Annotated in this window: 22 protein-coding genes and 1 pseudogene; 15 read left to right on the top strand and 8 right to left on the bottom strand. The window is 62.9% G+C overall.

What is annotated here, in order from left to right:
- From LDN75_RS19640 to nirB, 4 genes are all read left to right on the top strand, one after another.
- A complete protein-coding gene (locus LDN75_RS19640; protein ID WP_223934370.1) occupies nt 1-864 on the top strand; it encodes a metal ABC transporter permease in 864 nt (287 codons plus the stop codon).
- Nucleotides 865-1008: 144 nt separating this feature from the next.
- Nucleotides 1009-2658, top strand: coding sequence for an ABC-F family ATP-binding cassette domain-containing protein (locus tag LDN75_RS19635; RefSeq protein WP_223934369.1), 1650 nt, complete (start codon nt 1009-1011; stop codon nt 2656-2658).
- Between the two features lie 131 nt (nt 2659-2789).
- Complete coding sequence (locus LDN75_RS19630) at nt 2790-3137, top strand: molybdopterin oxidoreductase (RefSeq protein ID WP_223934368.1); 348 nt, start codon at nt 2790-2792, stop codon at nt 3135-3137.
- Entirely contained in the window at nt 3137-5605 is a 2469-nt protein-coding gene (nirB, locus tag LDN75_RS19625) for a nitrite reductase large subunit NirB (protein ID WP_223934367.1), read from the top strand. Before LDN75_RS19630 ends, nirB begins: the two co-directional genes overlap by 1 nt.
- A 104-nt stretch (nt 5606-5709) precedes the next feature.
- Here nirB and LDN75_RS19620 read toward each other — a convergent pair whose 3' ends face one another.
- From LDN75_RS19620 to LDN75_RS19585, 8 genes are all read right to left on the bottom strand, one after another.
- Nucleotides 5710-6516 (bottom strand): AAA family ATPase, encoded by an 807-nt coding sequence (locus tag LDN75_RS19620; RefSeq protein WP_223937639.1) that lies wholly within the window; start codon nt 6514-6516, stop codon nt 5710-5712.
- A complete protein-coding gene (locus LDN75_RS19615) occupies nt 6516-7901 on the bottom strand; it encodes a Mu transposase C-terminal domain-containing protein (RefSeq protein WP_223937638.1) in 1386 nt (461 codons plus the stop codon). The genes LDN75_RS19620 and LDN75_RS19615 overlap by 1 nt, the downstream gene beginning before the upstream one ends.
- 6 nt (nt 7902-7907) lie before the next feature.
- Entirely contained in the window at nt 7908-8504 is a 597-nt protein-coding gene (locus tag LDN75_RS19610) for a recombinase family protein (RefSeq protein WP_223937637.1), read from the bottom strand.
- A 343-nt stretch (nt 8505-8847) separates the two neighbouring features.
- Nucleotides 8848-9099, bottom strand: a complete 252-nt coding sequence (locus tag LDN75_RS19605; protein ID WP_223934366.1) for a hypothetical protein — start codon at nt 9097-9099, stop codon at nt 8848-8850.
- A gap of 160 nt (nt 9100-9259) precedes the next feature.
- A complete protein-coding gene (locus LDN75_RS19600; RefSeq protein WP_223934365.1) occupies nt 9260-10294 on the bottom strand; it encodes a 2-keto-3-deoxygluconate permease in 1035 nt (344 codons plus the stop codon).
- A 71-nt stretch (nt 10295-10365) separates the two neighbouring features.
- Complete coding sequence (locus LDN75_RS19595) at nt 10366-11409, bottom strand: alcohol dehydrogenase catalytic domain-containing protein (RefSeq protein ID WP_223934364.1); 1044 nt, start codon at nt 11407-11409, stop codon at nt 10366-10368.
- 52 nt (nt 11410-11461) lie between these two features.
- Nucleotides 11462-12760, bottom strand: coding sequence for a four-carbon acid sugar kinase family protein (locus tag LDN75_RS19590; protein ID WP_062073630.1), 1299 nt, complete (start codon nt 12758-12760; stop codon nt 11462-11464).
- Nucleotide 12761: 1 nt separating this feature from the next.
- Nucleotides 12762-14027, bottom strand: coding sequence for a RuBisCO large subunit C-terminal-like domain-containing protein (locus LDN75_RS19585; protein WP_223934363.1), 1266 nt, complete (start codon nt 14025-14027; stop codon nt 12762-12764).
- A gap of 271 nt (nt 14028-14298) precedes the next feature.
- On the opposite strand from LDN75_RS19585, the gene LDN75_RS19580 reads away from it, so the two are divergent.
- From LDN75_RS19580 to LDN75_RS19530, 11 genes and pseudogenes are all read left to right on the top strand, one after another.
- Nucleotides 14299-15165: a GntR family transcriptional regulator gene (locus LDN75_RS19580; protein WP_223934362.1), complete on the top strand. Its 867-nt coding sequence runs from the start codon at nt 14299-14301 to the stop codon at nt 15163-15165.
- Between the two features lie 718 nt (nt 15166-15883).
- Nucleotides 15884-16633 (top strand): hypothetical protein, encoded by a 750-nt coding sequence (locus tag LDN75_RS19575; RefSeq protein ID WP_223934361.1) that lies wholly within the window; start codon nt 15884-15886, stop codon nt 16631-16633.
- Nucleotides 16634-16737: 104 nt separating this feature from the next.
- Nucleotides 16738-16995: pseudogene (locus LDN75_RS19570) on the top strand (Rieske 2Fe-2S domain-containing protein); the annotation flags it as partial.
- 278 nt (nt 16996-17273) lie between these two features.
- Nucleotides 17274-18737 carry an amino acid permease gene (locus LDN75_RS19565; protein ID WP_223934360.1) on the top strand — a complete coding sequence of 488 codons (1464 nt, stop codon included), beginning with the start codon at nt 17274-17276 and terminating at the stop codon, nt 18735-18737.
- 163 nt (nt 18738-18900) lie between these two features.
- On the top strand, nt 18901-19359 hold the full coding sequence (locus LDN75_RS19560) for an SRPBCC family protein (protein WP_223934359.1): 459 nt from the start codon (nt 18901-18903) through the stop codon (nt 19357-19359).
- Nucleotides 19359-20015 carry a pentapeptide repeat-containing protein gene (locus LDN75_RS19555; protein ID WP_223934358.1) on the top strand — a complete coding sequence of 219 codons (657 nt, stop codon included), beginning with the start codon at nt 19359-19361 and terminating at the stop codon, nt 20013-20015. Before LDN75_RS19560 ends, LDN75_RS19555 begins: the two co-directional genes overlap by 1 nt.
- A 131-nt stretch (nt 20016-20146) precedes the next feature.
- Nucleotides 20147-21373, top strand: a complete 1227-nt coding sequence (locus tag LDN75_RS19550) for an acetyl-CoA C-acyltransferase (protein ID WP_223934357.1) — start codon at nt 20147-20149, stop codon at nt 21371-21373.
- A complete protein-coding gene (locus LDN75_RS19545) occupies nt 21374-22177 on the top strand; it encodes an enoyl-CoA hydratase/isomerase family protein (protein WP_223934356.1) in 804 nt (267 codons plus the stop codon). It begins immediately after the preceding gene.
- Nucleotides 22174-23037 (top strand): 3-hydroxyacyl-CoA dehydrogenase family protein, encoded by an 864-nt coding sequence (locus LDN75_RS19540; RefSeq protein ID WP_223934355.1) that lies wholly within the window; start codon nt 22174-22176, stop codon nt 23035-23037. The genes LDN75_RS19545 and LDN75_RS19540 overlap by 4 nt, the downstream gene beginning before the upstream one ends.
- Nucleotides 23038-23064: 27 nt before the next feature.
- Entirely contained in the window at nt 23065-23661 is a 597-nt protein-coding gene (locus LDN75_RS19535) for a GNAT family protein (RefSeq protein ID WP_223934354.1), read from the top strand.
- Between the two features lie 155 nt (nt 23662-23816).
- Nucleotides 23817-24722 (top strand): SGNH/GDSL hydrolase family protein, encoded by a 906-nt coding sequence (locus tag LDN75_RS19530; RefSeq protein WP_223934353.1) that lies wholly within the window; start codon nt 23817-23819, stop codon nt 24720-24722.
- Nucleotides 24723-24750 lie beyond the last annotated feature (28 nt).

Genomic DNA, 24750 nt, shown 5'->3' with positions numbered 1-24750 from the left:
GTGGAATTCCTGCTTGAACCTTTGAGCTACGACTTCATGGTCCGCGCCCTCGCCACCACGGCGATTGCCGCCGTGGTTTGCGCTGTCCTCAGCTGCTGGCTGGTCCTGATCGGCTGGTCCCTCATGGGCGACGCCGTTTCGCACGCCGTGCTTCCCGGCGTCGTTCTCGCCTACATCGTGGGTGCGCCGTTTGCGCTCGGTGCGTTGGTGTTCGCGTTGATCGCGGTGACGTTGATCGGTGTTGTGCGGAACACAAGCCGGGTGAAGGAAGACGCCGCGATCGGCATCGTGTTCACCTCGCTCTTCGCGCTGGGCCTGGTGCTGATCTCCGTCACGCCCAGCCAGACCGACCTGAACCACATCATCTTCGGCAACCTGCTGGGCGTCAGCGTCCCTGACCTCATCCAGGTGGTGGTCCTCGGCGTGGTTGCGTTCGCGATCCTGATCCTCAAGCGCCGGGACCTCACGCTCTACGCGTTCGATCCCACGCACGCCCACGCAATCGGCCTGTCGCCGCGCCGCTTGGGAGCCCTGCTGCTCGGCTTGCTGGCCCTGACGTCAGTGGTGGCATTGCAGACCGTAGGTGTGGTGTTGGTGGTGGCCATGCTGATCATTCCGGGAGCCACCGCTTACCTGTTGACGGACCGGTTCTCCAGGATGCTGGTTATTGCACCAGTTGTTTCCGTGGTGTGCTCCGTCTCCGGCATCTACCTGAGCTACTACCTGGATACTGCATCCGGGGCCATGGTGGTGGTCACCCAGGGTGCTGTGTTCGCCGTCGTCTATCTGTTCAGTCCGCGGCAGGGACTGATTGGTACGCGCTTGGCAAAGGCACGGCGGAAGCGGGCGGTAGCTGCAGCCTGAAACTTGACGTGCCCGCGTTCGCCGGGCAGTCTGGACCGATGAAGTCTTGAGCGCAGCCCTTCCATCCGGCTGCATCCCAGTACCCACTACGGCAGTGCCCCAGCGGTTCCCTGCCATTCACTGCGGACTTTGCGAGGACTCCTCTTGACTGACTACCTTCACCTTTCCGGCGTTTCCCACGGCTACGGGGACCGCGAACTTTTCCACGGCGTCGACCTCACCATCGATCACGGCGAGCACGTAGCCATTGTTGGCGAAAACGGGGCAGGAAAATCCACCCTTCTCCGCCTGCTGGCCGGCGTGGAAATGCCCGACGACGGCACGGCAGGGTTGGCAGGGAACGCCGGCTACCGCGTGGGTTACCTCGCCCAGACGCACGGACTTCCTGCCTCCCTTACTGTCGGCGACGCGATCGACGAGTCCCTTACGGCACTCCGTTCGCTTGAGGCCAGCATCGCCGAACTGGAGCAGGACCTGGCTGACGCGGACCCAGAAACCCTGGAGCTCTACGGAAACCTGCAGACCCAGTACCAACTCCGTGAGGGGTACGCCGCGGAGTCCCGGGTGGAGGCAGCGCTGGACCGGCTGGGGCTGGGAGGCCTGGACCGGCGTCGAACGCTTGGATCTTTGTCCGGCGGCGAGCAGGAGCGCGTTGCCCTCGCCTGCCTGCTGGCGGATCCTGCCGAAGCCCTGCTCCTGGACGAGCCCACCAACCACCTGGACGCCAACGGCACAGCCTGGCTTGAGTCGAGGTTGGCTGCGCATCGAGGCACCGTGGTGGTGGTTTCGCACGACCGTGTCCTTTTACGGAAGGTAGCCAGCACAGTCATCGAAGTGGATGCCGAGCGCCGTTCCGTCAACAGGTATGGCAACGGCTACGAAGGCTACCTTCGGGAGAAATCCGCCCAGCGTGCCCGGTGGGTGCAGCAGTACGAGGAATGGCTTGGCGCCATGGCCGCTGAGCGGTTCCAGGCAGCCACGGTTTCGGGCGGCATGGGCTACGGCCGGGTTCGCGATAACGACAAATTTGCCACCGGCTTCAAGAAAGGCACATGGCAGCGCGCAGCCACCAGCAAAGTTCGGAACGCCCAGGAACGCCTGCGGCGGCTCGAAGAGAACCCCGTTGACCGGCCACCCGTGCCGCTGAAGCTCGCCGCGCAGCTTGACGTTCAGCTGGTGGAAGCCGCTGGGCCAGCCATCGAAGCGCGCGGCATTAGTGTTCCCGGACGCCTCAGACCGACCGACCTGCGCGTCGAAACCGGGGAAAAGGTCCTCATCACCGGGCCAAACGGCGCCGGAAAATCAACCCTTGTCTCTGTGCTCGCCGGGACGCTTGAGCCAGCCAGCGGGACCTTGGCCGTTCAGGGCGCGGTGGGCTACTTACAGCAGGAACTCGACGTGCCGCCGCGTCCAGGGCTCCGGCTGCTTCCGGCGTTTGCCGCAGGACTGGGCGGAAACATCGATGAACACGCCGAGGCCCTGCTTCGCCTGGGCTTGTTCCGGCCTGCGGAGTTCCACGTTCCCGTGGGCAGCCTCTCCGCCGGGCAGCAACGCAGGCTGGCCCTTGCCCGGCTGCTCCTGGGCAGCTACGAGACCATGATCGTGGACGAACCCACCAACCACTTGGCGCCAGTGCTCGTGGAGCAGTTGGAAGCTGCCCTCGCCGACTTCTCAGGGACGCTGGTCATCGTAAGCCACGACCGCGCGCTGGGGGAGTGGTTCGATCGCTGTGCCGCCGCCGGTTCGGTGGGCAGCTGGGTCCGGTATGGGATGCGGGACGGGGAGTTGCTGTAGCTCGTTGCTCCCGGGGTGAGTTGTTCGCAAAGGGATCGTTACGCCCTGTCCTGCGTATGGAAACACGGCATCAAGCGTCCTGAAACAACGGCGGAGCACCATGGAAGGAAGCCGGCCGAAAGGATCTTTCCGTGATTTCCAAGAACCTCTTCCTCCAGGGCATTTTTCCGTTTGAAGGCATCGGTGTGGAAAAGCCGGTTCCCCTCCATAGCGAGCTGGCGCACTTTGTCCCGGACGGCGTCGTGAACCAGACGCTCTACTTCCGGGGCGGTAACTCCAGTTCCGAACTCATCACGGTTGTCCTGATGCGCGACGGCGTCCCCATGCGGTATTTCCCCATCGGGGCCAAAGGCGATGTGCACGTTCCGCTGAGGGTCGTGGAAGATATCGACGGTGGCTCGATGATCGAACTGTTTATCGCGGCTCCCGCCGGTGTCCGGGGCTCCGTGGTGGTGGACCTGGGCATGGTGGAGCACTGATGAAAAGGCAGCTCGTGGTCATCGGCAACGGCATGGCTGGTGCCCGCGCGGTGGAAGAGATCCTGGCCCGCGGCGGCGGGGACGCTTTCGACATCACCATCTTCGGCGACGAACCCTACGGAAACTACAACCGAATCATGCTCAGCCACGTGCTGTCAGGGGAGGAAAACGATGCGGACATCTTCCTCAACGCCCTGCCTTGGTACCGGGAAAACAACATCACCCTGCACGCCGGGGTTCGGGTGGAGCGCGTAGACAGGTACAGCAAACACGTCTTTGCGGCCGATGGCAGGGTGGTTCCCTACGATGTGCTGATCATCGCCACCGGGAGCCACTCGTTCCTTCCCCCGATGGATGGCTTGTACACGCCCAGCGGATCGGTGCGCCACGGGGTCTTCACGTTCCGGACCATGGATGACACCCGCAAGATGGTCCAGTTCGCCCAGCACGAGCATCACCGCCGGGCTGTGGTGATTGGCGGCGGATTGCTGGGGCTGGAGGCTGCCCGGGGGTTGCAGGCGTATGGCCTTGGCGTGGCGGTGGTCCACTCGGGTGGACACCTCATGAATGCGCAAATAGGGCCCGACGGCGGCGCAATACTGCGGCGGAGCGTCGAGGCGTTGGGCATCGAGGTCCACACGGGAGGCCGGACCACGGCCGTGCTGGGCCAGGACCGGATCACCGGCGTGCGGCTACGTGATGATACTGAGCTGAACTGCGACATGGTGGTTGTGACTGCCGGCATCAGGCCCAACGTGGATGTCGCCGTGGTGAGTGGATTGCCAGTCGAACGGGCCATCGTGGTGGACGACCACCTGCGCGTTATGGACGAAGAGGACATTTATGCCGTGGGGGAATGCGTGCAGCACAGGGGCGAGGTGTACGGGCTCGTGGCACCGTTGTGGGAGCAGGCCGCCGTTCTGGCGGACCAGGTCACCGGCGTCGATCATTCATCGGTGTACTTGGGTTCCCGGACAGCCACCAAGCTGAAGGTGGCCGGCGTCGACGTCGCTTCGATGGGACTGCCGGGCCCGGAACGGGACACGGATGAACACATTGTTTTCTCGGAACCGAGCCGCGGTGTGTTCAAGTCGATCGTGATCCGGGACAACAAGATGGTGGGGGCTACCCTCCTTGGTGACAGCCGCAAGGTTGCCTACTTGACCCAGGCTTTTGACCAGGGCCTTCCGCTCCCGGAAGAGCGGCTCTCGCTGATGTTCGATCTCGGCTCGCCGGGTGAAGAGGAAGGTGTGGCGGAGCTGGCGGATTCGGCACAGGTCTGCAACTGCAATGGGGTTTCCAAAGGAACGCTAGTTGCCGCGGTGCAGGGTGGTTGCCGTTCAGTGCCGGCAGCCATGGATGCGACCCGGGCCGGCAAAGGCTGTGGTTCGTGCAAACTGCTGGTTTCGCAGGTAGTGGAATGGGCTGCCGGTGGAGCTGTGGAGGTGGACCCGGCCGCGAGTTACTACGTCCCGGGTATTCCCCTGGACAAGGCCGCCCTGATGTCCAGGATCCGGGAACTCGGGCTGCGCTCTGTTTCACAGGTTTTCGCGGCCTTGGCTCCTGGGAGCGCGGAGGACGCCAAATCCAAGATGGGCTTGGCTTCGCTCCTAAAGATGATGCTGGCAGGGCAGTACATCGACGAGCGCGACGCCCGGTTCATCAACGACCGCGTGCACGCCAACATCCAGCGCGATGGCACGTTCTCCGTGGTTCCGCAGATGAAGGGTGGCGTGACGTCGGTGCAGCAGCTCCGCACGATTGCCGACGTCGCGGAGAAGCACAACATCCCTATGATCAAGCTGACCGGTGGCCAACGGATCGACCTCCTGGGCGTTCCCAAGGAGGACCTTCCACAGGTTTGGGCCGATCTGGACATGCCCTCCGGCTACGCCTATGGCAAGAGTTTCCGCACTGTGAAGACCTGTGTAGGGAAGGACTACTGCCGCTTTGGCACGGGTGATTCCACTGGGTTGGGCATCTCGCTGGAAACCCGATTCCAGGGCATTGAGTCGCCGGCAAAGCTGAAACTCGCGGTCTCCGGTTGCCCGCGGAACTGTGCGGAGTCCTTGGTCAAGGACGTAGGCGTCGTTGCGGTGGAAGGAGGCCGCTGGGAAATCTATATTGGGGGAGCGGCCGGCGCCCACATCCGCAAGGGCGATCTGCTGGTCACGGTTGATACGCCCGAGGAAGTCACGCTCCTGGCGGGTCGTTTCATGCAGTACTACCGGGAGAACGCCAACTGGCTGGAACGGACGTATGCGTTCGTGCCACGGGTTGGCATCGACAAGATCCGCAGCGTGATCCTGGACGACTCCGAAGGAATCGCGGCCCGCTTGGATGCGGCGATGCAGGCGTCCGTGGACAGCTACGTGGATCCTTGGAGTGAACGCGATGATCCGCTCACGCCCGGCCAGTTCCGGACTTCGCTGCCCTTGACGGTGCTCCCGCAGGTGCCGGTCCGATGAAGATTCCACATGTAGTGGGCCCAGTGGAGCAAATTCCGTTCGGCGAGGGCCGGGCATGTGGACTTGTCCGGTAGGTGGCGGCGTTCTGTTTTCGCTCTGTGTCGCTAGTTCCCGACAACGAGGATGCTTGCTGCTGCTTCCACGACGTCGTCGGTGATGGTTTCGAGCTGGTTGATCTTGAGGACGCGGGTGATCTGGGGGAATAGCCGTTCGAGGAGACGGAAGTTGCCTCGGGTGATGCGCTCTACTGCGGCAATTGCCTGGGCATCGGTGAAGTCATCGGGGTCGAGGGTCCGGCCGAGCCGTTTCCAATGTCGGTCCAGAACAAAGAGGAGCTCGTCTCTGCCAAGGGCGCGGTATCGGTGGGAGAAGCCAAGACGGCTGTAAAGCTGGGGATAGTGCCGGAATCGTTGGTCTATGCCAGGCATGCCGATGAGGATCATGGGAAGGTGGGTTCGGTCGTGGTTATCACGGAGGAGCTCAAGGGCTGTGGCGTTGAGGCGTTCGGCTTCGTCGATGATGAGCAGCTCCACGAGCTGGGTGACTCTGTTCATCGAGCGTGGTGCGGCATCGAGTTTATGCAGGTGTTCATCAATGCACGAGCCGATTCTCACCTGGTATCGGTGTATGTCATCCATGAGGGTTTTGGGACGGCAGAGAACGTCCGGGGTGTAGAAGACTGTGCGTGAGCGGTTGGCGAGGGTGTAGTGCTTTTCGTCCTGGTCGCCGCGTGGTCCCCATTCGGTGATGTAAGGCTCCAGGTCATCCCAGTTGGCGTAGCGGCGCGCGGAGAGTGTTTTACCGATGCCGGCGTCTCCGTGGCAGATGCCTATTGTTCGTTCTTTTCGGACTGTGTTGGCGAACTCGGTGAAGCGTCGGTGTTCTTTGGTGACGATGAAGGTGGTGTTCATCATTCGTCCTCTTCGTAGGTGCGAAGTCGGCGGCGGCGCCGTACTGGTTCAGTGATGTGCGGTTCTTCTCGGCTGGTGATTGTTGGAATGCGGTCGTTGATGGTGCGGCGCAGTTCTTTCCGGCGCGCTCTGCGTGCGGCCTCGATGTCCCGCAGACTCAGTCGAAGGTTGGGGTGGTCTTCGTCGATGGCGACGCAGATAAAGGTGTCGTGATCGTAGACGCGGATTTCGGAGATGTCCCGGGGGTCGTAGCGGATGGTGACGGTTTGCCCCACGAAAGGGGCGAGCGTGGGTGAGAGGTAGCGCTGGCCTTGAAAGTGGATGCCGTCGCGTTGCACGGTTCGGTTCTTTGGAACTGTCAGGAGGAGTCCGTCGAGGTCCTCCAGGCTTTCGGGCATCCGGGGAAGCCAGCCGTCGGCGACCCAAGCATCCCGTGGTGAAATACCGATCTCGCTGTGGGGCCGGTCGTTGTAGGCGGCGACGAAGTCTCCGATGGTGCGATCCAGTCCGGGGAGATCGAGTGCGGGCTGGGGTTTCCTGTTCCCCGGTCCCAGATGTCCGGGGAGGGTGGGGAGAACTTCGGTGTTGATGGTCCCGAAGAACCGCTCGATCTTTCCCCGGCCCTGGGGCCGGGCGATGGTCGAGTGGATGATGCGGATGTGCAGCTCGATGGCGGTGTGTTCAAGGTGGTGGCTGGTGAAGTCGGAGCCGTGGTCCACGTGCAGGATGTCGGGCAGTCCGCACATTGCCCAGCTGGGATCACTCTTGCGCCAGATGGCCTGCCGGAGGGCGAGGGCTGTGTTGAGCGCTGAGGGCGCACCGGTGAAGACGGTGTAGCCGCAGAGCGCCCGGGAGTAATCGTCCATCACTGTCGTCAGCCAGGGCCGGTCGGGTTTGCCGTTGGCGCCGTTGATGAGGATGTCGAGTTGGGTGTGGTCCGCTTGCCAGATTTGGTTTGGGCGGTCGGCGCGGCGGCGAAGGACAAGTTCATGCCGGTCCCGGTAGGATGCGGGACCTTCGAGAGCCAGGGTCACCAGGGCGGGGTCCAGTGCCTGGACGATCTTGCGGACCACGGAGTAACTCGGCGCCTGGGCGCCTCGTCTGCCCGCTTCGGCCGCCGCAAGTCGGTGCAACGTTGCGATACTCGGGCGCGGTCTGGTCAGCGCGAGTCCCTCGATAAATCTAACCGTTCCTGCGTCTGTGCGACGCATGCCGGCATCGGCGCGTGGATGCTGGTCAAGAGCACTCCCGCCACCAGTCCGGTAGAGCCGGAGCCAGCGTTGAAGAGTGCGGGTGCTGATTCCGGTTTCGCGGGCGAGGGCGGCAAGCGGGATCTGGTCCTCGACGTAGAGTCGAAGGACTTTCCAGCGCTCATCGCCGTTCAGGATTACCTACGTTCTGGTGCTCTCGCGGGCGGCGAGGGCTTGCTGGTGGCGGTAAAGAGTGGCACGGCTCCACCCAACGAGACGGGCGGCGTCTTCCGCGGTGCGTCCCTTCGCCCGGGCGTCCTGCGCGATCGCCAGCTTGTCCGCAATGACAACCGGGTCCGTCAGCGGACGGCCAAAGCGCGTTCCGTTATGTCTGGCGGCAGCGATGCCGGCATTGACCCGCTCGACGATCAGCTCGCGCTCATATTCGGCCAAGGTGGCGAGCATGTTCAGCATCAGCCGGCCTGTGGAGGTCGCCGGGTCGATACCGTCTGAGATGGATCGGACCTGGATGCCGCGTTCGCGCAGCAGGTTCACGGTGTTCAGCACGTCGATCAGTGACCGGCCCAGCCGGTCAACCCGCCACACAACGACGGTGTCGCCCTCCTCGGCGTACTCGAGGAGCCTCTTCATCCCGGGCCGTTCGATCGCCGTCTTACTTCCCGAGGTTACGTCGGCGAAGACGTCGCGCTTTTGCACGCCGACGGAGAGCAGAGCGTCGAGCTGCAGCTGGGCATCCTGGTTCGAAGTACTCACCCGTGTGTAGCCCAATTGCCCCATCAGGCCATTCTGACTCAAAAAGTCCGTCATGAGGCTATGCTGAGACGATTTACCGTGAGACGTGTTTCCGGGACATCGGCTAGCCCGGGTTTCTCAGTCCGCAGCTGGCTCCTCCGACGCCTGGAACAGTGTCTCGAAAAGCTTTTGTTTTTCAAGACGGAACACCGAGTCTGGATGCCTGGCGAACCGTTCTCCTAGCACACGTTGCCGTTTTGGCGGAACCGCCGCCAGACGTTTCCGAAGAAGTCATCTTCCTCCGGAGTGGGGCGGCGTAGTCGGCCAGTGGAATACTGGTTCGCTTTCTTGGGTGCGTCGCAGGGATGACCGCCTGCCGGGCCGAAGGCTAGGGAAGGACCTTGTGAATGGCAGATCCGTCGCCGTGAAAGATCAGGATTCGGCTTTGGCCGTCGATCCAGACCCAGAAGTAGCTGGCATCTTCGCTGACTTCGTCCACGGTGCCTTGTTCGGGTGCGAATCCGCTTCGTTTGACGATGATTCTGTCGCCGGGGTTGAGGTGGATCCAGTTGTAATAGCTCAGTGGGCGGGCTCCGGCTGGAAGCGTGGGGAAATCCGCCATTTGTGGTTGCGCACTCATTGTTGTTCCTTTCATGACTGGCTTTCCGCCTGATGCTGAACTTCAGCGGGGCCTTTCGCGACGGACTTCCGCCTTGACTGGAGGTATCTCTTAGCCGGCTGCGGATAGTAAGGAGCGGGGCGTACATTGTGCACGCCCCGCTCCTTCTTTTTGTTTACTGCTAGGTCAGTTCCGGGGTGCTGTCTGCATGTTTGGGGGCCGGCGCCTCCTCGACGGCGTTGTCTTCGATGTCCTGAGGGCCGGCCTTTTTCTGGACCCTTTTGGCCCATGCCGAGGTGACGATGGGGCAGAGCACAGCGGAGACGACGACCGAGGCTGCCACGAGGACGGTGGCGTGTTCTGCTGCCGGGGCGTAGACCGGGTTGGCTGTGGCGATAATGGCGGGAACAAGCGCGGCGTTACCGGCTGTGGTTGCTGCGGCAAGGCCTGCTACGCCGTCACCCCCGGTGAGTTTGTCGGCGAGGAGCAGCACCGCTCCGCCGACGAAGACCACGAACAGTCCGAGGGCGATGCCGAGCAGCCCGGCTTCGACGACGGCGTTGAGGTTGATGGTCAGGCCGAGGGACAGGCCCAGGAACGGCACCATTGCGGGGACCAGTGGAGCCAGGAGGTGCCGCATGTTCTTGTCCAAGTTTCCCAGTAGCATGCCCAGGGCAAGGGGGAGGATGGCGCCGACGAGTGCCTGCCAGGGGAATGCTGCGAGGCCGGCGATGCCGAGGGTGACCATGGTCAGGAAGGGGCCGGATTCCAGAGACAGGATGGAGTAGGCCCCGGCGTCGCGCTTGCGGCCGAACTGGCCCATAAGTGAGATGTAGAGCCCACCATTGGTGTCGTTCAGGGCTGCGACGAGCGCGAGGGTTGAAAGGCCGGCGAGGATTCCGTGTTCGATGGGCGCTTCGCCGAGGAAGCGTCCGGCGATGACGCCGATGAGGACGGCGAAGAGGATTTTGGAACCGAGGAGGACGCCGCCCTTTTTGAGGATGTAGGGCGTGGATTTCACTTCGAGCGTCGCGCCGAGGCAGACAAAGAACACGGCCAGCAGCGGCGCCAGGCCTGTGAAGAAGGCCCCCGTGAAGGATCCAAAGAACTTACCGGCGTCCGGGGCCAAGGTGTGGATGACGGCACCGATGCCAAGGGGCACCAGCATCATGCCGCCGGGGACTTTTTCAAGGGCTTTCTTGATGGGAATCGACATTGATTTCTCCTGTTGAATAGCTGAGTGGTTTGGGACTGCGGTTCGGACCGTCAGTTCCCTTGTTTGTGGGGTTAGCCGAGGCCAGGGATGAGCAAGACTTTGCAGGCGTCGCCGGTGAGAAGTTCGACGGCTTCGTCAATCTCGCTGAGCTTTTTGCGGTGGGTGATGAGCCAGTCGAGCTCGAGCTTGCCGGAATCAAGGAGCAGAAGGCTCTGTTCCCAGGTTTCCCAGAGCCGGCGACCAAAGATCCCGCGCAGGGTGATGCCCTTTTTGTTGATGTAGGCGGCGATGTCGACCTCAGCGGGGCGGCTGGGGTGCCCGACGGTGATGACGGTCGCTTCCCGGCGGACCGCTTCGAAGAGAGTGGCCAAAGTTCCGGGTGCTCCGGAGCACTCGAAGGCGACGTCGAAGCCACCACGGCGCCCGGTGAGCTCGCGGCAGCGCTCAACGATGCCGTCATTGGGGTGCAGGGCGATCGCGCCGAGTTTTTCGGCCTGGGCCCGGCGGTAGGGGTTGGGGTCGACGGCGATGACGTGGGAGGCGCCCATGAGCAGGGCCAGGTTCACGACGACGAGCCCGACCGGCCCTGCGCCGCTGACGAGCACTGCCCGGCCGGCGACGGAGTAGTTGGCACGCTGGATGGCGTGGACGGCGACGCCCGCTGCTTCGAGCAGGGCGCCCGACTCGAGGGAAAGGCCGGTGGGCAGCTTGACGCAGATGTCCTGCGGCACGGCGGCGTATTCGGCGAAAACGCCATCGATGTGCATGCCCAGGATGCCGGTGCGTTCACAGGTGTGGGCGTCGCCGGTACGGCAGGGGAAGCACTGTCCGCAGGTGAGGTGGCTTTCGAGGGCGACCTGGTCGCCGACCTGCAGCCCGGTAACACCAGGGCCGACCTCGACGATGGTTCCTGCGCCTTCATGCCCCAAGGTGACCGGGAGGTTGAGGTTGAACGCCTGGGCCGACGGGGTCCATTCGTAGAGTTCGCGGTCGGTGCCGCACAGGGAGGCAGCGCCGACTTCGATGACGACGGAGCCTTCTGTTGCCTTGGGGTCACCGGCGTCGGTGACGTATGTGACGCCTCGCTCGGCTGCGTTCTTAACTACTGCCCGCATGGGGGCCGCCTTTCATGGGTTCTGGTGATGCGTGGAGGAATTGTCTGGAGTGTTAGCTGGGGAGCTGGCCGGCAAAGCGGCGCAGGATGTCGGTGGGTCCTACCTGTCCGCCTTTGAGCAGCAGCCGGGATCCGCCGACGGCGGAGGCTCCGTCGGCGCGCAGGATGGGGCCGGCGGTGACGAACTGGTCGGACACCCGGAGTTGGCGCACGCCCATGGCGATGAGTGCGTGGCTGGAGGTATCCCCACCACAGACGGCGATGTCCCGGGTTAGCCCGGCATCTGCCATACGGGCGGCAATGCCGCCAATCAGGGTGCCTACGTAGCCGGCGTCCACGGGTGTGCTCGCGCCGTAGCGCGGGTCCGACGCGCCGCGGGTGGTGTGAACGACCACGTTGCGCCCTGCCCGGAGGGCGGCCGCGACGCGCTCATCGAGGGCGGCGACCAGTGCGGGGTCATCGCGCTGCAGCAGCTCGGCAGGGACCGGGACGTCTTCCCAGCCATGGGAGGTTGCGTCGTTGATCTGCTCCGCTGTGGTGCTGGAGGCCGAGGCGCTGACGGCCAGCACCGGTCCGGAAGGCTTCTGCGTGCCGGGTATGCGTGGGGCCTGATCCGAGATGGAACGTGCCAATGCTGCCATGATGCCGCCGGATCCGACGACGATCGATGGACCGTGACCGTGTTCTTCCCGGGTGAGGGCTTCTGCGATGGCGTCCATGTGGTGTTCGTCCACGGCGTCGACAACGAAGGCCTTCGCCCCGGGTTCCCGGCGCCGTTCCGCCCAGCCGTCCTTAAAGGTGCCGTCCTGGTAGGCGGGCAGGTGGATCGCCCCGGGCACCTGGGCGTCGTCGAGCTGTTCGGCCAGCACCTGGCGCAGGTCCGCCTCGGCCATAGGGGTGGACGGGTGGCGGGACATGACCGGGTGACGGTCCAGCCGGTAGATCTGGCCCGCATAAGTTGCGTAGTGGTTGCTGAACGCGGTGTACCGGCCAAAAGCAGGTTGGGCCGGGACTACCGGGATGGGTCCGTGCAGCGGGAACTGCTCGTGAAGCAGCTGGATCCCGCGGCCGATGCTCCCGATGGTAGTGGAGCTATCGAAGGTGGAGCAGACCTTGTAGAGCAGTACCTCCAGGTTCAGTGAGGCGATGCCAGCGAGGTCCCTGATGACCAGGTTGTCGAAGGCTGTTCCGGACAGGGAGCGGGCCGGGCCGGCGAACCCGACGACGTCGGTGTCCGTGGGCAGTGGGGCGTCGCCGATGACCAGGGCGGCTTCCAGCCCGTAGCGGTGGGCTTGGGCGAGGACGTCAGCGGCTCCCGTGAGGTCGTCTGCGACGAAACCGAAAGCTGGCATGTCAGGCGCCCTTCCCGAATGTCTGGACTGCGTGCAGGAGAGCATTGTCCCCGCTTTGGGCGAGCTTGTCCGCTGCGCTGTGCAGTGGCACTCCGTCCACGGCTGCTTCCCAGGCCTGGCGCAGGCTGCGCACTCCGGCGCCGGGTCCGTCCGGGTGGGCGGCGACGCCGCCCCCGGCCAGCATCATCAGGTCGGTGGAACCCACCGCGTCGAAGGTGGGGCCCGGGGTGGTGACGTTCTGCCCCGACGACAAAACAGGAAGCGGTGCAATGGTCTGTCCGAGAGGCACGAGCAGGCTGCGAATGTTAGAGGCGACTTCTTCGTCGAGTTCGTAGAACTTGCTGCCGAGCCCGCTGGCGTGCAGGTGATCGGCGCCGGCCAGGCGGGCCATCTGCTGCCAGACCCGGTAGTCCATGCCCAGGGCCTTGGACCGCATCGAGGCCGCCAGGCCTGCGCGGTGGCCGTGGATCGGAACCTCGGCGAAGGAGCGCAACAATGCCAGGGCGGGCATTCCCATCACGGGAATGTTCAGCATCACGCAGCGGCCACCGGCTTCAACGACCAGGTCGTGGCGCCGGCGCAGTCCGGCAAGGTCGCCGGTGATGTTGAAGGCATACATGGTCGAGTGGCCGGTGACCTGCTCGGCGGCGCGGATCTCCTCGGTGGCGACCGCAACCCGGCGTTCCAACGGCAGATACGCCGGGTCGGTCATGAGCTCATCGTCCTTGATCAGGTCAATGGACGCCATCGCCAGGTCGCGGACCACCAGTCGGAATTCATCTTCGGAAAGCCCGACATTGGGCTTGACGATGGTGCCGACCATGACGCCCTGGACATCGCTGATGAGCTTGCGGGTTCCCTCGATACCGAAGGCCGGGCCTGGATGGGCGGCGATGAAGTCCTCAGGCAGCTGGATGTCTTGAAGCCGGCAGGCGTACAGGTCGCCCAGTTCGAAGAGATTGCCCGCGATGGCTGTCTGCAGGGTTGCCAGGTCGGTGCCGACGTTCTCCATCGGGAAATCAACGGTTACCAACGCGGCGCGGACCTTTTCCGGGTTCGCCCGTGATGGCAGGGAGGGGCGGCAAAAGCCGAGTTCCTGAACATCCGAGATCAGGGCCGCGTGCCGCTCCCGGATCCGGGCGGATTCGCCCGGCACCGGCAGGAAGGTGCCGCTGGACTGTTCGCCAGCCATGATGGCGGCGGCCTTCGCCGGATCAATTTCGGATTCTAGGTAGTAGGTGCAACGCACCGAGCGCGGGTCGCGCATGGAACTCTCCAATGTGGGGGTTTGAAACTTACGTATCTGACTGTCACCTGCAGGTACTTTCACTTCGCTCACGCACCGATGCGGGCTCAAGCAGGTGACTTCCGACTCCGGTTTCCACGGCATCTCCTGTGATCCGCGAACCAGAGTTGTACGTACCTTTGATACGTACAATAATGGGTGGTGTAGGTCACGTCAAGGCCGCTTGTTCTCACCGCTCAGCGGGGAGGCAGGAAGGTGGGGGCTAAGATTTGCACAGGGCAGAGGAGTCAACGTGAGTGTGGAATCAGCAGAAACAGCGGCAGAGCAGGCGGGACGCACCAGCCCCCTGAACCGGGAGGACGGAGGTCCTCTCCACGCCCAAATCCGGGACATCCTGCACCGGCAAATCGTCGACATGGGGCTGACCCCAGGCTCCTCCCTGCCCACCGAAGAGGAACTGCAACGGCAGTTCGGCGTCTCCCGCAGCGTCGTACGGCAGGCTTTGTCCGGCCTGTCCGATCTCGGCCTGATTCGCCGCCAGCGTGGCCGCGGAAGCGTCGTAGCCTCAACGCCAGTCCTTCGCCGGCACGTGCAGCGCGCCGGCGGGCTGGATGAGCAGGCTGCAGCCCACGGCCAGCGCCTGCGCACCCACGTCCTCACCGTGGAGCCCTCCGCCCCACCAGAGGCGGGCATTGAGGCCCTGGGCACCACCAACACATGGAGAATCGAACGGGTTCGCTACCTGGATGAAGTGCCCGTTGCCTTCATGCGGACCTGGGTTCCCCGTGACTTTTTCCCACACTTCTCCGCGGAACTGCTGGAAAATGCATCACTCCTGAACCTGATGAGGGACCACGGATACCACCCCGCCGGCGGCCCCCGACAAGTACAGGCAGTGTCCGCCGATCATGATCTGGCCCGGAAACTGAACATCAACACCCGCGAACCACTGCTCCTGCTCCAGGGCGTGACCCGTGACGCTCTCGGCCATGGTCTCGAATGGTTCAACGTCTGGCACAGCCCCAACACGGTCTTCGATGTCGACGCACAAGTCACAAACCAACCCGGGCGCGTCTCGCAAGAGCACATCCGGCGCTTGCGGAACCTGACCCAGCAACTGGAAGCAGAACTAGCTGATCTCGAACGAGGGGCACACTAGAAGGCAGCCATCCCCTGCTCGGGATTCGAGGCGTTTTGGTTTCGAGACACAGGGATTCGGCAGGTTCGATTGCCCGTACGAGGATCGTTTAATGAGATTCGCCCTAAAGCGTTTGCACTGGCGCAGTGCCACGTTTGCGGTCACTATCGTCCGGGCGCCCGGCGCCCGGTACCCCAGGCCTGGTACTGACAGAACCGGCTGAGATATGGCAGGATCAAAGCACTGTTAGGGCAGACCGACCTAGGGCCCGGAGCAGCTTTACTTATCGGTGGCCTTCCTAGGGGGCTGAGCAGCGTGGTAGGCCCGCGACCTGAATTGCTCAAGGTGACTACTGAAGGGGCCCTTCCGAAGCGAGATCGGAGCCTAAGGCCACCCTTCAGCAAATTCCTTTCTTCACGGCGGCACTAGGCAAAAACCTATTCCCACGCTGCAAATAGGAGTTCCCTGTGATCACCGATCTTCTGCCCATCTCCCTTGGCCTGTTCATAATTGGGTGTTCAAGGCTATTACCGCCCTTCGTTCTGTGCCTGGTGGTGCTTGCCAGAACGGGGAAAACTGAGGGGTTCCGGGACGTGGCTACAGTCTTCGGGACAGTGTCACGAGCCCGCCCCAGGGAGGGTGTCCGCCGATAGAGAATATGCGCCAGGCTGTTTCGGGCAGTTAACCGCCCGGCCTGCTCCACAGACTAGATGTCGGAGGGGCGTGAAAGGATCCGGACATGACCGAACTTGCATACATGATCCGCGAAGATTGGGCACAGGGTGGTACGTCGATGGTGCCCCAAAGTGCTGTTATCCGAGAGTGGCTTGGTGAGCCCCCATACCTGTTCGCAGTATCCGATTTGAAGAGGCTTCGGGAGCCAAACAGCGCGGACACGGAGTTCATCAGCTATGTCGCCGTTGAGAAGGGTTCCCAACGGATCGTGGGGATTTCGGAGCTGCGAAACTTTGCACAGGACAACAATCGCTTCGCCGGAACGCTCACGGTCCTACACCCTCACGGGAAGGACGATTTTGAGTTGCTCAGGGAAGTGGTGGCCACCAACAGGATTGAACGTCTCTTTGTCGTTGTCTGGTCTCCCTCGGAGATGGTCCGGACGTGGCTTGACGGTGTTGGGGCACGCAATGTGGATACCGGAACGGTCGGAGCAGTCGATGCTTTCCAGCTTGAGGCGGCCAAGTGCATGGTTAACGAACAGTACAACGGGCTTTCGACCGGGAACGGAAAAGCGGCCGTTGTTCAACTCATCCGTGCTTTCACTGACCGGGGCTATGCCCTGGAGAAGGAACCTTGGTTGCGCGCCTTCTTCGCTGCTGGAGGCAAATTCCGGCACGCCGAGTCAATCAGCAAGTTGATCGCGGAGATGAAGAAGGGGATCAATCACCGGGTCCAGCAACGCTACCAGCCAGAGATTTTCTCCATTCTTCAGGAGCGGGCGTCCGCTGTCGCGGCTGACCTTCCTAGCTGACGGACGACATGACACGAGCGCTTCCGACCCGGCTAGGAGTATGAACGTCCGCGGGGCGACACGGAGCGGCGCAAAAACACCGCCATTTATCGCCAACAGCCACAGGCCGGGCATTCGGAATCGATGGCGAGCAGGTCGCCGTGTTCCGGTTGCGTGACGGCACCTTGCGGGCTCTGTCCGCGGTTTGCCCCCACAAAGGCGGCCCTCTTGCAGATGGAACCATTGATCAGAGCGTGGTGGTGTGCCCACTTCACCAGCATGCGTTCGAGCTGGAAACCGGGTGTTCCACCACGGGCGCGGGGCCACTGCGGACGTACCAAGTCTTCGCAGATGAGGGGCAAAACATCGTCGTTATTCCTTGAAGCAACGCGGGGTCACTCATGGCCCCTTTGGGCGGCCAACATCGGCCATAAGTGACCCCGCGTTGGAGTGTTCAGGGCCGGTGCTGTTGCCTTCGTCACGGGCATTCGGGTTAATCCCGTAAGATAGACGGGTTGCGCGAACCTTCGGCGTTCTGCGTTCTTTGTCACACTTCGGGGTCCTCCAACGGGGAAAGCTCGAATTTTGTGTGGCAAAGAAGCCCATGTTCCGGCATAGGCGAAAACACCTACAGCAATACCCCAACCCACAAGGAACAGCTGTGCCGCAAAGTACCCCCACAGATCTCCAGAACCCCACGGCCCCATCCACCGCCGTCGGCTCCACCCTCAGCGCTGAGGGATACCAGAAGACCCTGAGCCGCCGCCACGTCACCATGATCGCCATGGGCGGCGCAATCGGCGTCGGCCTGTTCATGGGCGCCGGTGGCCGCCTGGCTTCCACCGGGCCGGCCCTGATTTTCTCTTACGCCATTGCCGGCGTCATCGCTTACCTGCTGATGCGTGCCCTTGGCGAACTCATCATGTACCGCCAGACATCCGGCTCCTTCGTGAGCTACGCCGGTGAGATGTTCGGCAAGAAGGGCGCCTTCCTTTCAGGTTGGATGTACTTCATCAACTGGGCCATGACAGGCATTGCCGAGCTCATCGCGATCGGCCTGTACTTCCAGTTCTTCTTCCCCAACGTCCCCGTTGAACTCTCCGCTATCGCAGCGCTGGTGCTGCTGGTGGCGGTGAACTTGTTCAGTGTCAAGGCGTTCGGCGAGTTCGAATTCTGGGCCTCCTGCCTCAAGGTCGCTGCCATCCTGATCTTCCTGGCCGTTGGCACTTTCATGGTTGTCACCAACGCCCAGGTGGGCAGCGGGCATGCTTCGGTGGGCAACCTGTTCCACGATGACGGCGGCATGTTCCCCAAGGGCGGCCTGGTCATGATCCTGGTCCTCAACGCAGTGATCTTCGCCTACAACGCGATCGAACTCGTCGGCATTACCGCTGGTGAGATGGAAAACCCGGAACGTGAAGTTCCCAAGGCGATCCGCGCCGTCGTGGTTCGTATCGTTGTCTTCTACGTCGGTTCCGTGATGCTGCTCGCGATGCTCTTGCCATCCGACCAGTACAAGGCAGGCACCTCGCCGTTCGTCACCGTGTTCGGCCAAATGGGCCTCGGCTGGATGGGTGACGTCATGAACATGATCGTCATCACCGCCGCATTGTCCTCCTGCAACTCGGGCCTGTACTCGATCGGCCGCATCTTCCGCACCATGGCCAACAACGGCCACGCTCCGCAGTGGCTCACCAAGATGTCCTCCCGCCACGTGCCGTACGCGGCCATCCTGGCAATCGGCGGTGTTTACCTGGTCGGTATCCTGCTGAACATCTGGCTGGGTGGCTCGCACGCGTTCGACCTCGCCCTGAACACGGCCTCCATCGGCGTGATCTTTACCTGGGGTTCCATTTTCGCGAGCCAGATTGCCCTGCGGAAGAAGCGCGGCAACGTATCCAGCCTGCCGATGCCCGGTTCGCCGTGGACAAGCTGGTTGGGCCTCGTTGCACTTCTGGCCATCACGGTGCTGATCGGCTTCGACACCATGACCGATAAGGCAACCGGCGAGGTCTTCCTGCTGGGTCTCTGGACCTTGGCGACCATCCCGTTCTTCGCCCTGATCCTGTGGCTTGGCTGGCAGAAGGTCAAGAACAACGAGCCCAAGAGCGAGCTGTTCAGCTAACCCTTTTCACAAACGCGCGACGGCGGGTGCCTCCTTTTCGGGGGCGCCCGCCGTTCGCGCTGCGGGGCCCGATGGTCGTGCTATTTGGCGCATATGGGGCGCAGAGCAGGCCCCGCAGCGCCAGTCGGTTGGGAGTGTCAGTGCCCGGGTCTAGGCTCGATGTATGGATCACACCACCACCCTGACGCAGCACATCAACGCCAGCCCGGAGAAGGTTTGGGCGGTGCTCTCGGACATTCCGGGCTCGGCCGGCACCCTTTCTGGCATTAACGCAATCCAGATGCTCAGTGAGGGCCCCTACGGCGAGGGCACCCGCTGGAAGGAAACCCGTACCATGATGGGCAGGCAGGAAACCGTGGAGATGTGGGTGTCGGAGGCGGACCCGCCCCGCAGTACCACGGTCAAAGCACTCCAGGGCGGCGCGGACTACACAACGCGCTTCAATCTGGCAGAGCGCGACGGCGGCACGGACCTCACGCTGACGTTCGGCGCCGAGGTCGTTAAACCTACGCTCCTTAGTAAGGCCGCCATGGCCTTGTTCGGGAAGATCGGCATGAGCATCACTCGAAAAGCCCTCAGCAGGGACCTTGCCGAGATCGCTGCAAAGGCGGAATCCCTCTGATGGCGGCTGCGAAGGTAGCAGCCCCCAAGATCTCACCGGTGCGCTTGGAAGAACTGCGCGACGACGACGCCCCGGACTTCCAGCGCGGCGAACGGTACGACGGCATCAGGTTTACCCGCGTGTCTGCCGATGGGGAGGAACTGAGCGGTGCCGACTTCATTGAGTGTGAGTTCACCGGCGTCTCGTTCAACGAGGCCCAGTTGCGTGGCGCCACGTTCCGGGAGTGCGTCCTTACGGAGCCGTATGCGCCCGTCTTCACAGCCTCCCGGAGCTCCTGGCAGGACGTCGAGATCAGCAACCCGAGGTGGGGATCAGCCGAGCTCTATGAGGGCACCTGGCGTTCCGTCCGGATTGACGGCGGCAAGCTGGATTACGTAAACCTGCGCGGCTCCAAGCTGATGGACGTCCAGATTTCCGATTGCATCATCAACGAGCTCGATCTCGGCGGTTGCACCGGGACCCGGGTGTCGTTGAAGAACTGCATTATCGGCACCCTGGATGTCACCGGCGCCAAGCTCAAGGACGTGGACCTGCGGAGCTCGGAGTTCCGGGGTATCAACGGGTTGGCCGGGCTTGCCGGAGTTGTTATTGACGATTACCAGTTGAGTCTCATGGCCCCCTTGTTGGCCGGTCATTTGGGAATCCGGGTGGTCTGACGCGGTGCCGTGGCCGGGCGGGGAAGTGGCTTCATCTGTTGACCCGTACGGCAGGCCGTGTAATCTTTATAGAACGAACGGTCGGTATATTATTCCGGACCGATCCCTTTCACTTCGCGAAGGATGTTCTCATGGTCGAGGCTTTTCTTGTTGGCGGCGCACGGACGCCGGTTGGTCGTTACGGCGGGGCACTGTCCTCCGTCCGTCCTGACGACCTCGCCGCACTGGTGGTCCGCGAAGCTGTGGCGCGTGCCGGCGTCGATCCTGACTCCATTGATGAGGTCATCCTCGGCAACGCCAACGGCGCTGGCGAGGAAAACCGCAACGTCGCCCGCATGGCCACGCTCCTTGCCGGACTTCCCCTCCACATCCCGGGCATCACCGTCAACAGGCTTTGTGCCTCGGGTCTGAGCGCCATCATCATGGCCAGCCAGATGATCAAGTCCGGCGCTGCGGACATCGTGGTGGCCGGCGGAGTCGAATCCATGAGTCGTGCCCCCTGGGTGCAGGAGAAGCCCACCACTGCGTTCGCCAAGCCGGGCCAGATCTTCGATACGTCCATCGGCTGGCGCTTCGCCAACCCGCTCTTCACCAAGGGCGAGCTCTCCCGGGACGGCAAGATGACCTACTCCATGCCTGAAACGGCCGAGGAAGTGGGCCGTGTGGACAACATCTCCCGCGAGGACGCAGACGCTTTCGCTGTCCGCTCGCACGAACTCGCTTTGGCGGCCATTGCAGGCGGCCGGTTCAAGGACGAGATCGTTCCGGTCACGGTCAAAACGCGCAAATCCGAGACCGTGGTGGACACGGATGAAGGTCCCCGCGAAGGCACCACCATGGATGTCCTGGCTGGGCTTCGGCCGGTTGTCCCCGGCGGCTCCGTCGTCACTGCGGGCAACTCCTCCAGCCTCAATGACGGCGCCTCAGCCATCATCGTCGCCTCCGAGGCGGCCATCAAGAGGTTCGGCCTGACGCCTCGCGCCCGCATCATCGATGGCGCTTCGGCGGGCTGTGAGCCGGAGATCATGGGCATCGGACCCGTCCCTGCAACGCAGAAGGTCCTGGCCCGCACCGGCCTCACTGTGGACCAACTCGGTGCAGTGGAGCTCAACGAGGCTTTCGCAACCCAGTCGCTCGCGAGCATGCGTCGCCTGGGATTGGACCCGGAAATCGTCAATAACGACGGCGGTGCCATCAGTCTGGGGCACCCGCTGGGTTCCAGCGGCTCGCGTATCGCCATTACCCTTCTGGGTCGCATGGAACGGGAACTCGCCAGCAACAATGGACCCAGGCTCGGCCTTGCAACGATGTGCATCGGCGTCGGGCAAGGTACCGCAATGCTGCTGGAAGGCGTGTAAATGGCACTGAACCAGGAAGACTTCAGCACCCTCCTCCTTGAGGAACGCGAAGACCGGCTCACCGTTCTTCTCAACCGCCCCGAAGTGCGCAACGCGATCGACCAGAAGATGGTGGACGAGCTGCACCTTGTCTGTGCCGAACTCGAGCGCAGCACAAAAATGTTGATCATTGCGGGCACGGACGGCGTCTTCGCATCCGGTGCCGACATCGGACAGCTCCGGGAACGGCGCCGCGACGACGCACTGCAGGGGATCAACTCAACCATCTTCGTGCGCATCGCCAAGCTGCCCATGCCCGTTATCGCTGCGTTGGACGGGTATTGCCTGGGCGGCGGCGCGGAGCTCGCCTACGCGGCAGACTTCCGTATTGGAACCCCAAGTGTCCGGATTGGCAATCCCGAAACAGGCTTGGGAATCCTCGCCGCTGCCGGCGCCAGCTGGCGGCTCAAGGAGCTCGTGGGCGAGCCGAAAGCCAAGGAAATCCTCCTGGCCGGCGCCGTGTTGCGGGCCGAGGAAGCGCTGCGAATCAGCTTGATCACTGAGATCCACGAAGCCCCTGAGCTCATGGAGGCCGCGCATAACCTGGCTGACCGGATCGGTCGCCAGGACCCCCTGGCGGTCCGGATTACCAAAGCGGTTTTCCACGCTCCTGCGGAAGCACACCCGTTGATCGACACTCTTGCGCAGGGGATCCTTTTCGAATCCCAGGCCAAGTTCGACAGGATGCAGGCGTTCTTGGACAAGAAATCCGCCGCCAAAGAGCCCGCCGCTCCAACTGCCATCGAAGACAGGACCCAGAAATGACAGCCGTTCCCGCAATTCCACACGTTGTCGGAGTCCTCGGCGGTGGCCGGATGGGTGCAGGCATCGCACACGCGTTCCTGACCAAGGGCGCCACGGTCATCGTGGTGGAGCGGGATCATGACGCAGCGGCCGGAGCCCAAGGCCGTGTGGCCGACGCCCTTGCCAAGTCGGCTGCCCGCGGCACCCTGAGCGAAACCCCTGAAGAAGTTATGGCCCGCTTCAGTACGTCCACGGACTACGAATCCTTCATCCACTGCGGCCTGGTGGTAGAAGCCGTGCCCGAGGATTACGACCTCAAGGTCTCCGCGTTGAAGGCGGTGGAGGACCACCTTTCCGCGGATGCCTTCCTGGCCTCGAACACGTCATCGTTGTCCGTTACGGGCTTGGCGAATGAACTCCGCAGGCCAGCCAACTTCGTCGGCCTGCACTTCTTTAACCCGGTGCCCGCCTCCACCCTCATCGAAGTGGTGCTGGCCAAGGAAACCTCCCCCGAACTCGCCCAAGCGGCAAAGAACTGGACCGAGGCACTTGGCAAGACCGCCGTCGTCGTCAATGACGCGCCCGGCTTTGCCTCTTCCCGGCTGGGCGTCGCTATTGCCCTGGAGGCCATGCGCATGGTTGAGGAGGGCGTGGCATCAGCGGAGGACATCGACGCCGCCATGGTCCTTGGCTACAAGCACCCCACCGGGCCGCTCAAGACCACCGACATCGTGGGTCTTGATGTTCGTCTGGGTATCGCCGAATACCTGCATTCCACGCTGGGTGACCGCTTCGCGCCGCCGCAGATCCTGCGGGACAAAGTTGCCCGCGGGGAACTGGGCCGCAAGACGGGCAAGGGCTTCTTCGACTGGACCGACTGACCATCGCGTACCGGTTAGGCTAACCGGGTGACCTCGATTGAACCCATCATCCTGACCGGCAAATTCGTGACCCTCGAACCCTTGAAGCCAGATCACCACGACGGTTTGGTGGAGGCGGCCAAGGACGGCGAACTCTGGAAGCTCTGGTACACATCCGTACCCACGCCGGAGGGCATGGCGGCGGAGATCGAGCGGCGTCTGGGCCTGCAAACGCAAGGTTCCATGGTGCCCTTCGCTACCAGGCTCAACAGCACGGGCAAGCTCATCGGAATGACGACATACATGAACATCGACGCCGCCACGCCGCGTGTCGAAATTGGCTCCACGTGGAATGCTGCGTCCGTGCAGGGCACAGGCACCAACCCCGATTCCAAGCTGTTGCTCCTTCGGCACGCCTTTGAAACACTCGGCTGCCCCGCCGTCGAGTTCCGCACGCACTGGCTCAACCACCAGTCCCGCGACGCGATTGCCCGGCTCGGGGCCAAGCAGGACGGCGTTTTACGGAACCACTCGCGCACCAAGGATGGAGTGCTTCGGGACACCGTGGTGTTCTCCATCCTCGAGCACGAATGGCCGGCTGTGCGGAACGGTTTGGAGTTCAGGCTGGCCAAGTACGGGCTGTAGCCCCGGCGTTGCCGTCAAGGTCTTCTCCTGCTTGCCTGTCCGGCGTAGTCTTGCCAACACATTGCCCCGTACGCGGCCGACGGGTGGGCGAGCCGCGAAGTGATCCCTTTGGCGGATCATCGGAGCCCCACAGAGCAGCATGAAGGGGAAACATTATGGCAACTCATCGAGCACGACGCCGGCACTTGGCTTTTGCGGGCGGGCTGGCCGCCTTGGCACTCACTTTAGGATTCACGGCTAGCCCCGCGACCGCCGCGCCGCCGCCACCGGTCTCGTATGTCGCACTCGGCGATTCATACACGGCGGGGACTGGTGCCGGGGATTTGAGCAGGCCGCCCGTTGCTTGCTGGCAAAGCCCTGGTGGTTACGTCGACCTTGTGGACGCCTCACCAAAAGTCACCCTGGTGGCTAATTTGGCGTGTCACGGTTCTGTCCTGAGCCAGACAAGCCCGTTCTACGACTTTGTGACGCCAACAATCGACCAACAGATCTTCGCCGGGCAGCAGGCCTTGGCTGGCGCCGACCTGGTCAGCATCACAGCTGGTGCCGTGGATGCCGGCAGTTTGCTCGCTTTACAGGCCTGCTCCACGCCCAATACCCAGCTTTGCGCAGCCACCGTTACGGGCATCATTCAAAACCTGCAGCTTGGTACCCTTCAAACCGGGCTGGAGGCCACATATCAGGGCATTCAACTGGCGGCACCGGATGCTGCAATAGCTGTTTTGGGCTATCCGCGCCTGTTTGATCCGTCCCAGGGCGACATTGTTATCAATGGGGTAACAATAGTTCCAGTCCAGAACCAAATACTCGTGAATCAAGCCATTGATGCCCTTAATGCAACCATCGCGGCGGCTGTCGAAGGCAGCGGGACCAACGCAGTGTTCATCGATGTGACCAAGCGGTTCCTCGGGCATGCGGTCAACTCAGCCAATCCATGGATCGTCCTGGATCTCACCCAGCCGCTCCTGGATGCGAACTTCCATCCGAACAGCGCCGGACACCAGGCGTATGCGTCCGCTCTGCTCTCCTCCGTGCAGCTGACGAAACTCGCCAAACGATAAACCACTAACACGTTGCCAACCCGCTGTT

Source organism: Arthrobacter sp. StoSoilB5 (genome assembly GCF_019977235.1).
Classification (GTDB): Bacteria; Actinomycetota; Actinomycetes; order Actinomycetales; family Micrococcaceae; genus Arthrobacter.
Note: the sequence above shows the minus strand (reverse complement) of the source record. Positions and strands in the feature narration are given on the sequence as shown.

What these genes read in the sequence shown, in the direction of transcription:
- nirB (WP_223934367.1), top strand. Translation starts at nt 3,137, where the DNA reads ATGAAAAGGCAGCTCGTGGTCATCGGCAACGGCATGGCTGGTGCCCGC.
- LDN75_RS19620 (WP_223937639.1), bottom strand. Translation starts at nt 6,516, where the DNA reads ATGAACACCACCTTCATCGTCACCAAAGAACACCGACGCTTCACCGAG.
- LDN75_RS19610 (WP_223937637.1), bottom strand. Translation starts at nt 8,504, where the DNA reads ATGGGGCAATTGGGCTACACACGGGTGAGTACTTCGAACCAGGATGCC.
- LDN75_RS19605 (WP_223934366.1), bottom strand. Translation starts at nt 9,099, where the DNA reads ATGAGTGCGCAACCACAAATGGCGGATTTCCCCACGCTTCCAGCCGGA.
- LDN75_RS19600 (WP_223934365.1), bottom strand. Translation starts at nt 10,294, where the DNA reads ATGTCGATTCCCATCAAGAAAGCCCTTGAAAAAGTCCCCGGCGGCATG.
- LDN75_RS19595 (WP_223934364.1), bottom strand. Translation starts at nt 11,409, where the DNA reads ATGCGGGCAGTAGTTAAGAACGCAGCCGAGCGAGGCGTCACATACGTC.
- LDN75_RS19590 (WP_062073630.1), bottom strand. Translation starts at nt 12,760, where the DNA reads ATGCCAGCTTTCGGTTTCGTCGCAGACGACCTCACGGGAGCCGCTGAC.
- LDN75_RS19585 (WP_223934363.1), bottom strand. Translation starts at nt 14,027, where the DNA reads ATGCGCGACCCGCGCTCGGTGCGTTGCACCTACTACCTAGAATCCGAA.
- LDN75_RS19575 (WP_223934361.1), top strand. Translation starts at nt 15,884, where the DNA reads ATGACCGAACTTGCATACATGATCCGCGAAGATTGGGCACAGGGTGGT.
- LDN75_RS19560 (WP_223934359.1), top strand. Translation starts at nt 18,901, where the DNA reads ATGGATCACACCACCACCCTGACGCAGCACATCAACGCCAGCCCGGAG.
- LDN75_RS19555 (WP_223934358.1), top strand. Translation starts at nt 19,359, where the DNA reads ATGGCGGCTGCGAAGGTAGCAGCCCCCAAGATCTCACCGGTGCGCTTG.
- LDN75_RS19550 (WP_223934357.1), top strand. Translation starts at nt 20,147, where the DNA reads ATGGTCGAGGCTTTTCTTGTTGGCGGCGCACGGACGCCGGTTGGTCGT.
- LDN75_RS19545 (WP_223934356.1), top strand. Translation starts at nt 21,374, where the DNA reads ATGGCACTGAACCAGGAAGACTTCAGCACCCTCCTCCTTGAGGAACGC.
- LDN75_RS19540 (WP_223934355.1), top strand. Translation starts at nt 22,174, where the DNA reads ATGACAGCCGTTCCCGCAATTCCACACGTTGTCGGAGTCCTCGGCGGT.
- LDN75_RS19530 (WP_223934353.1), top strand. Translation starts at nt 23,817, where the DNA reads ATGGCAACTCATCGAGCACGACGCCGGCACTTGGCTTTTGCGGGCGGG.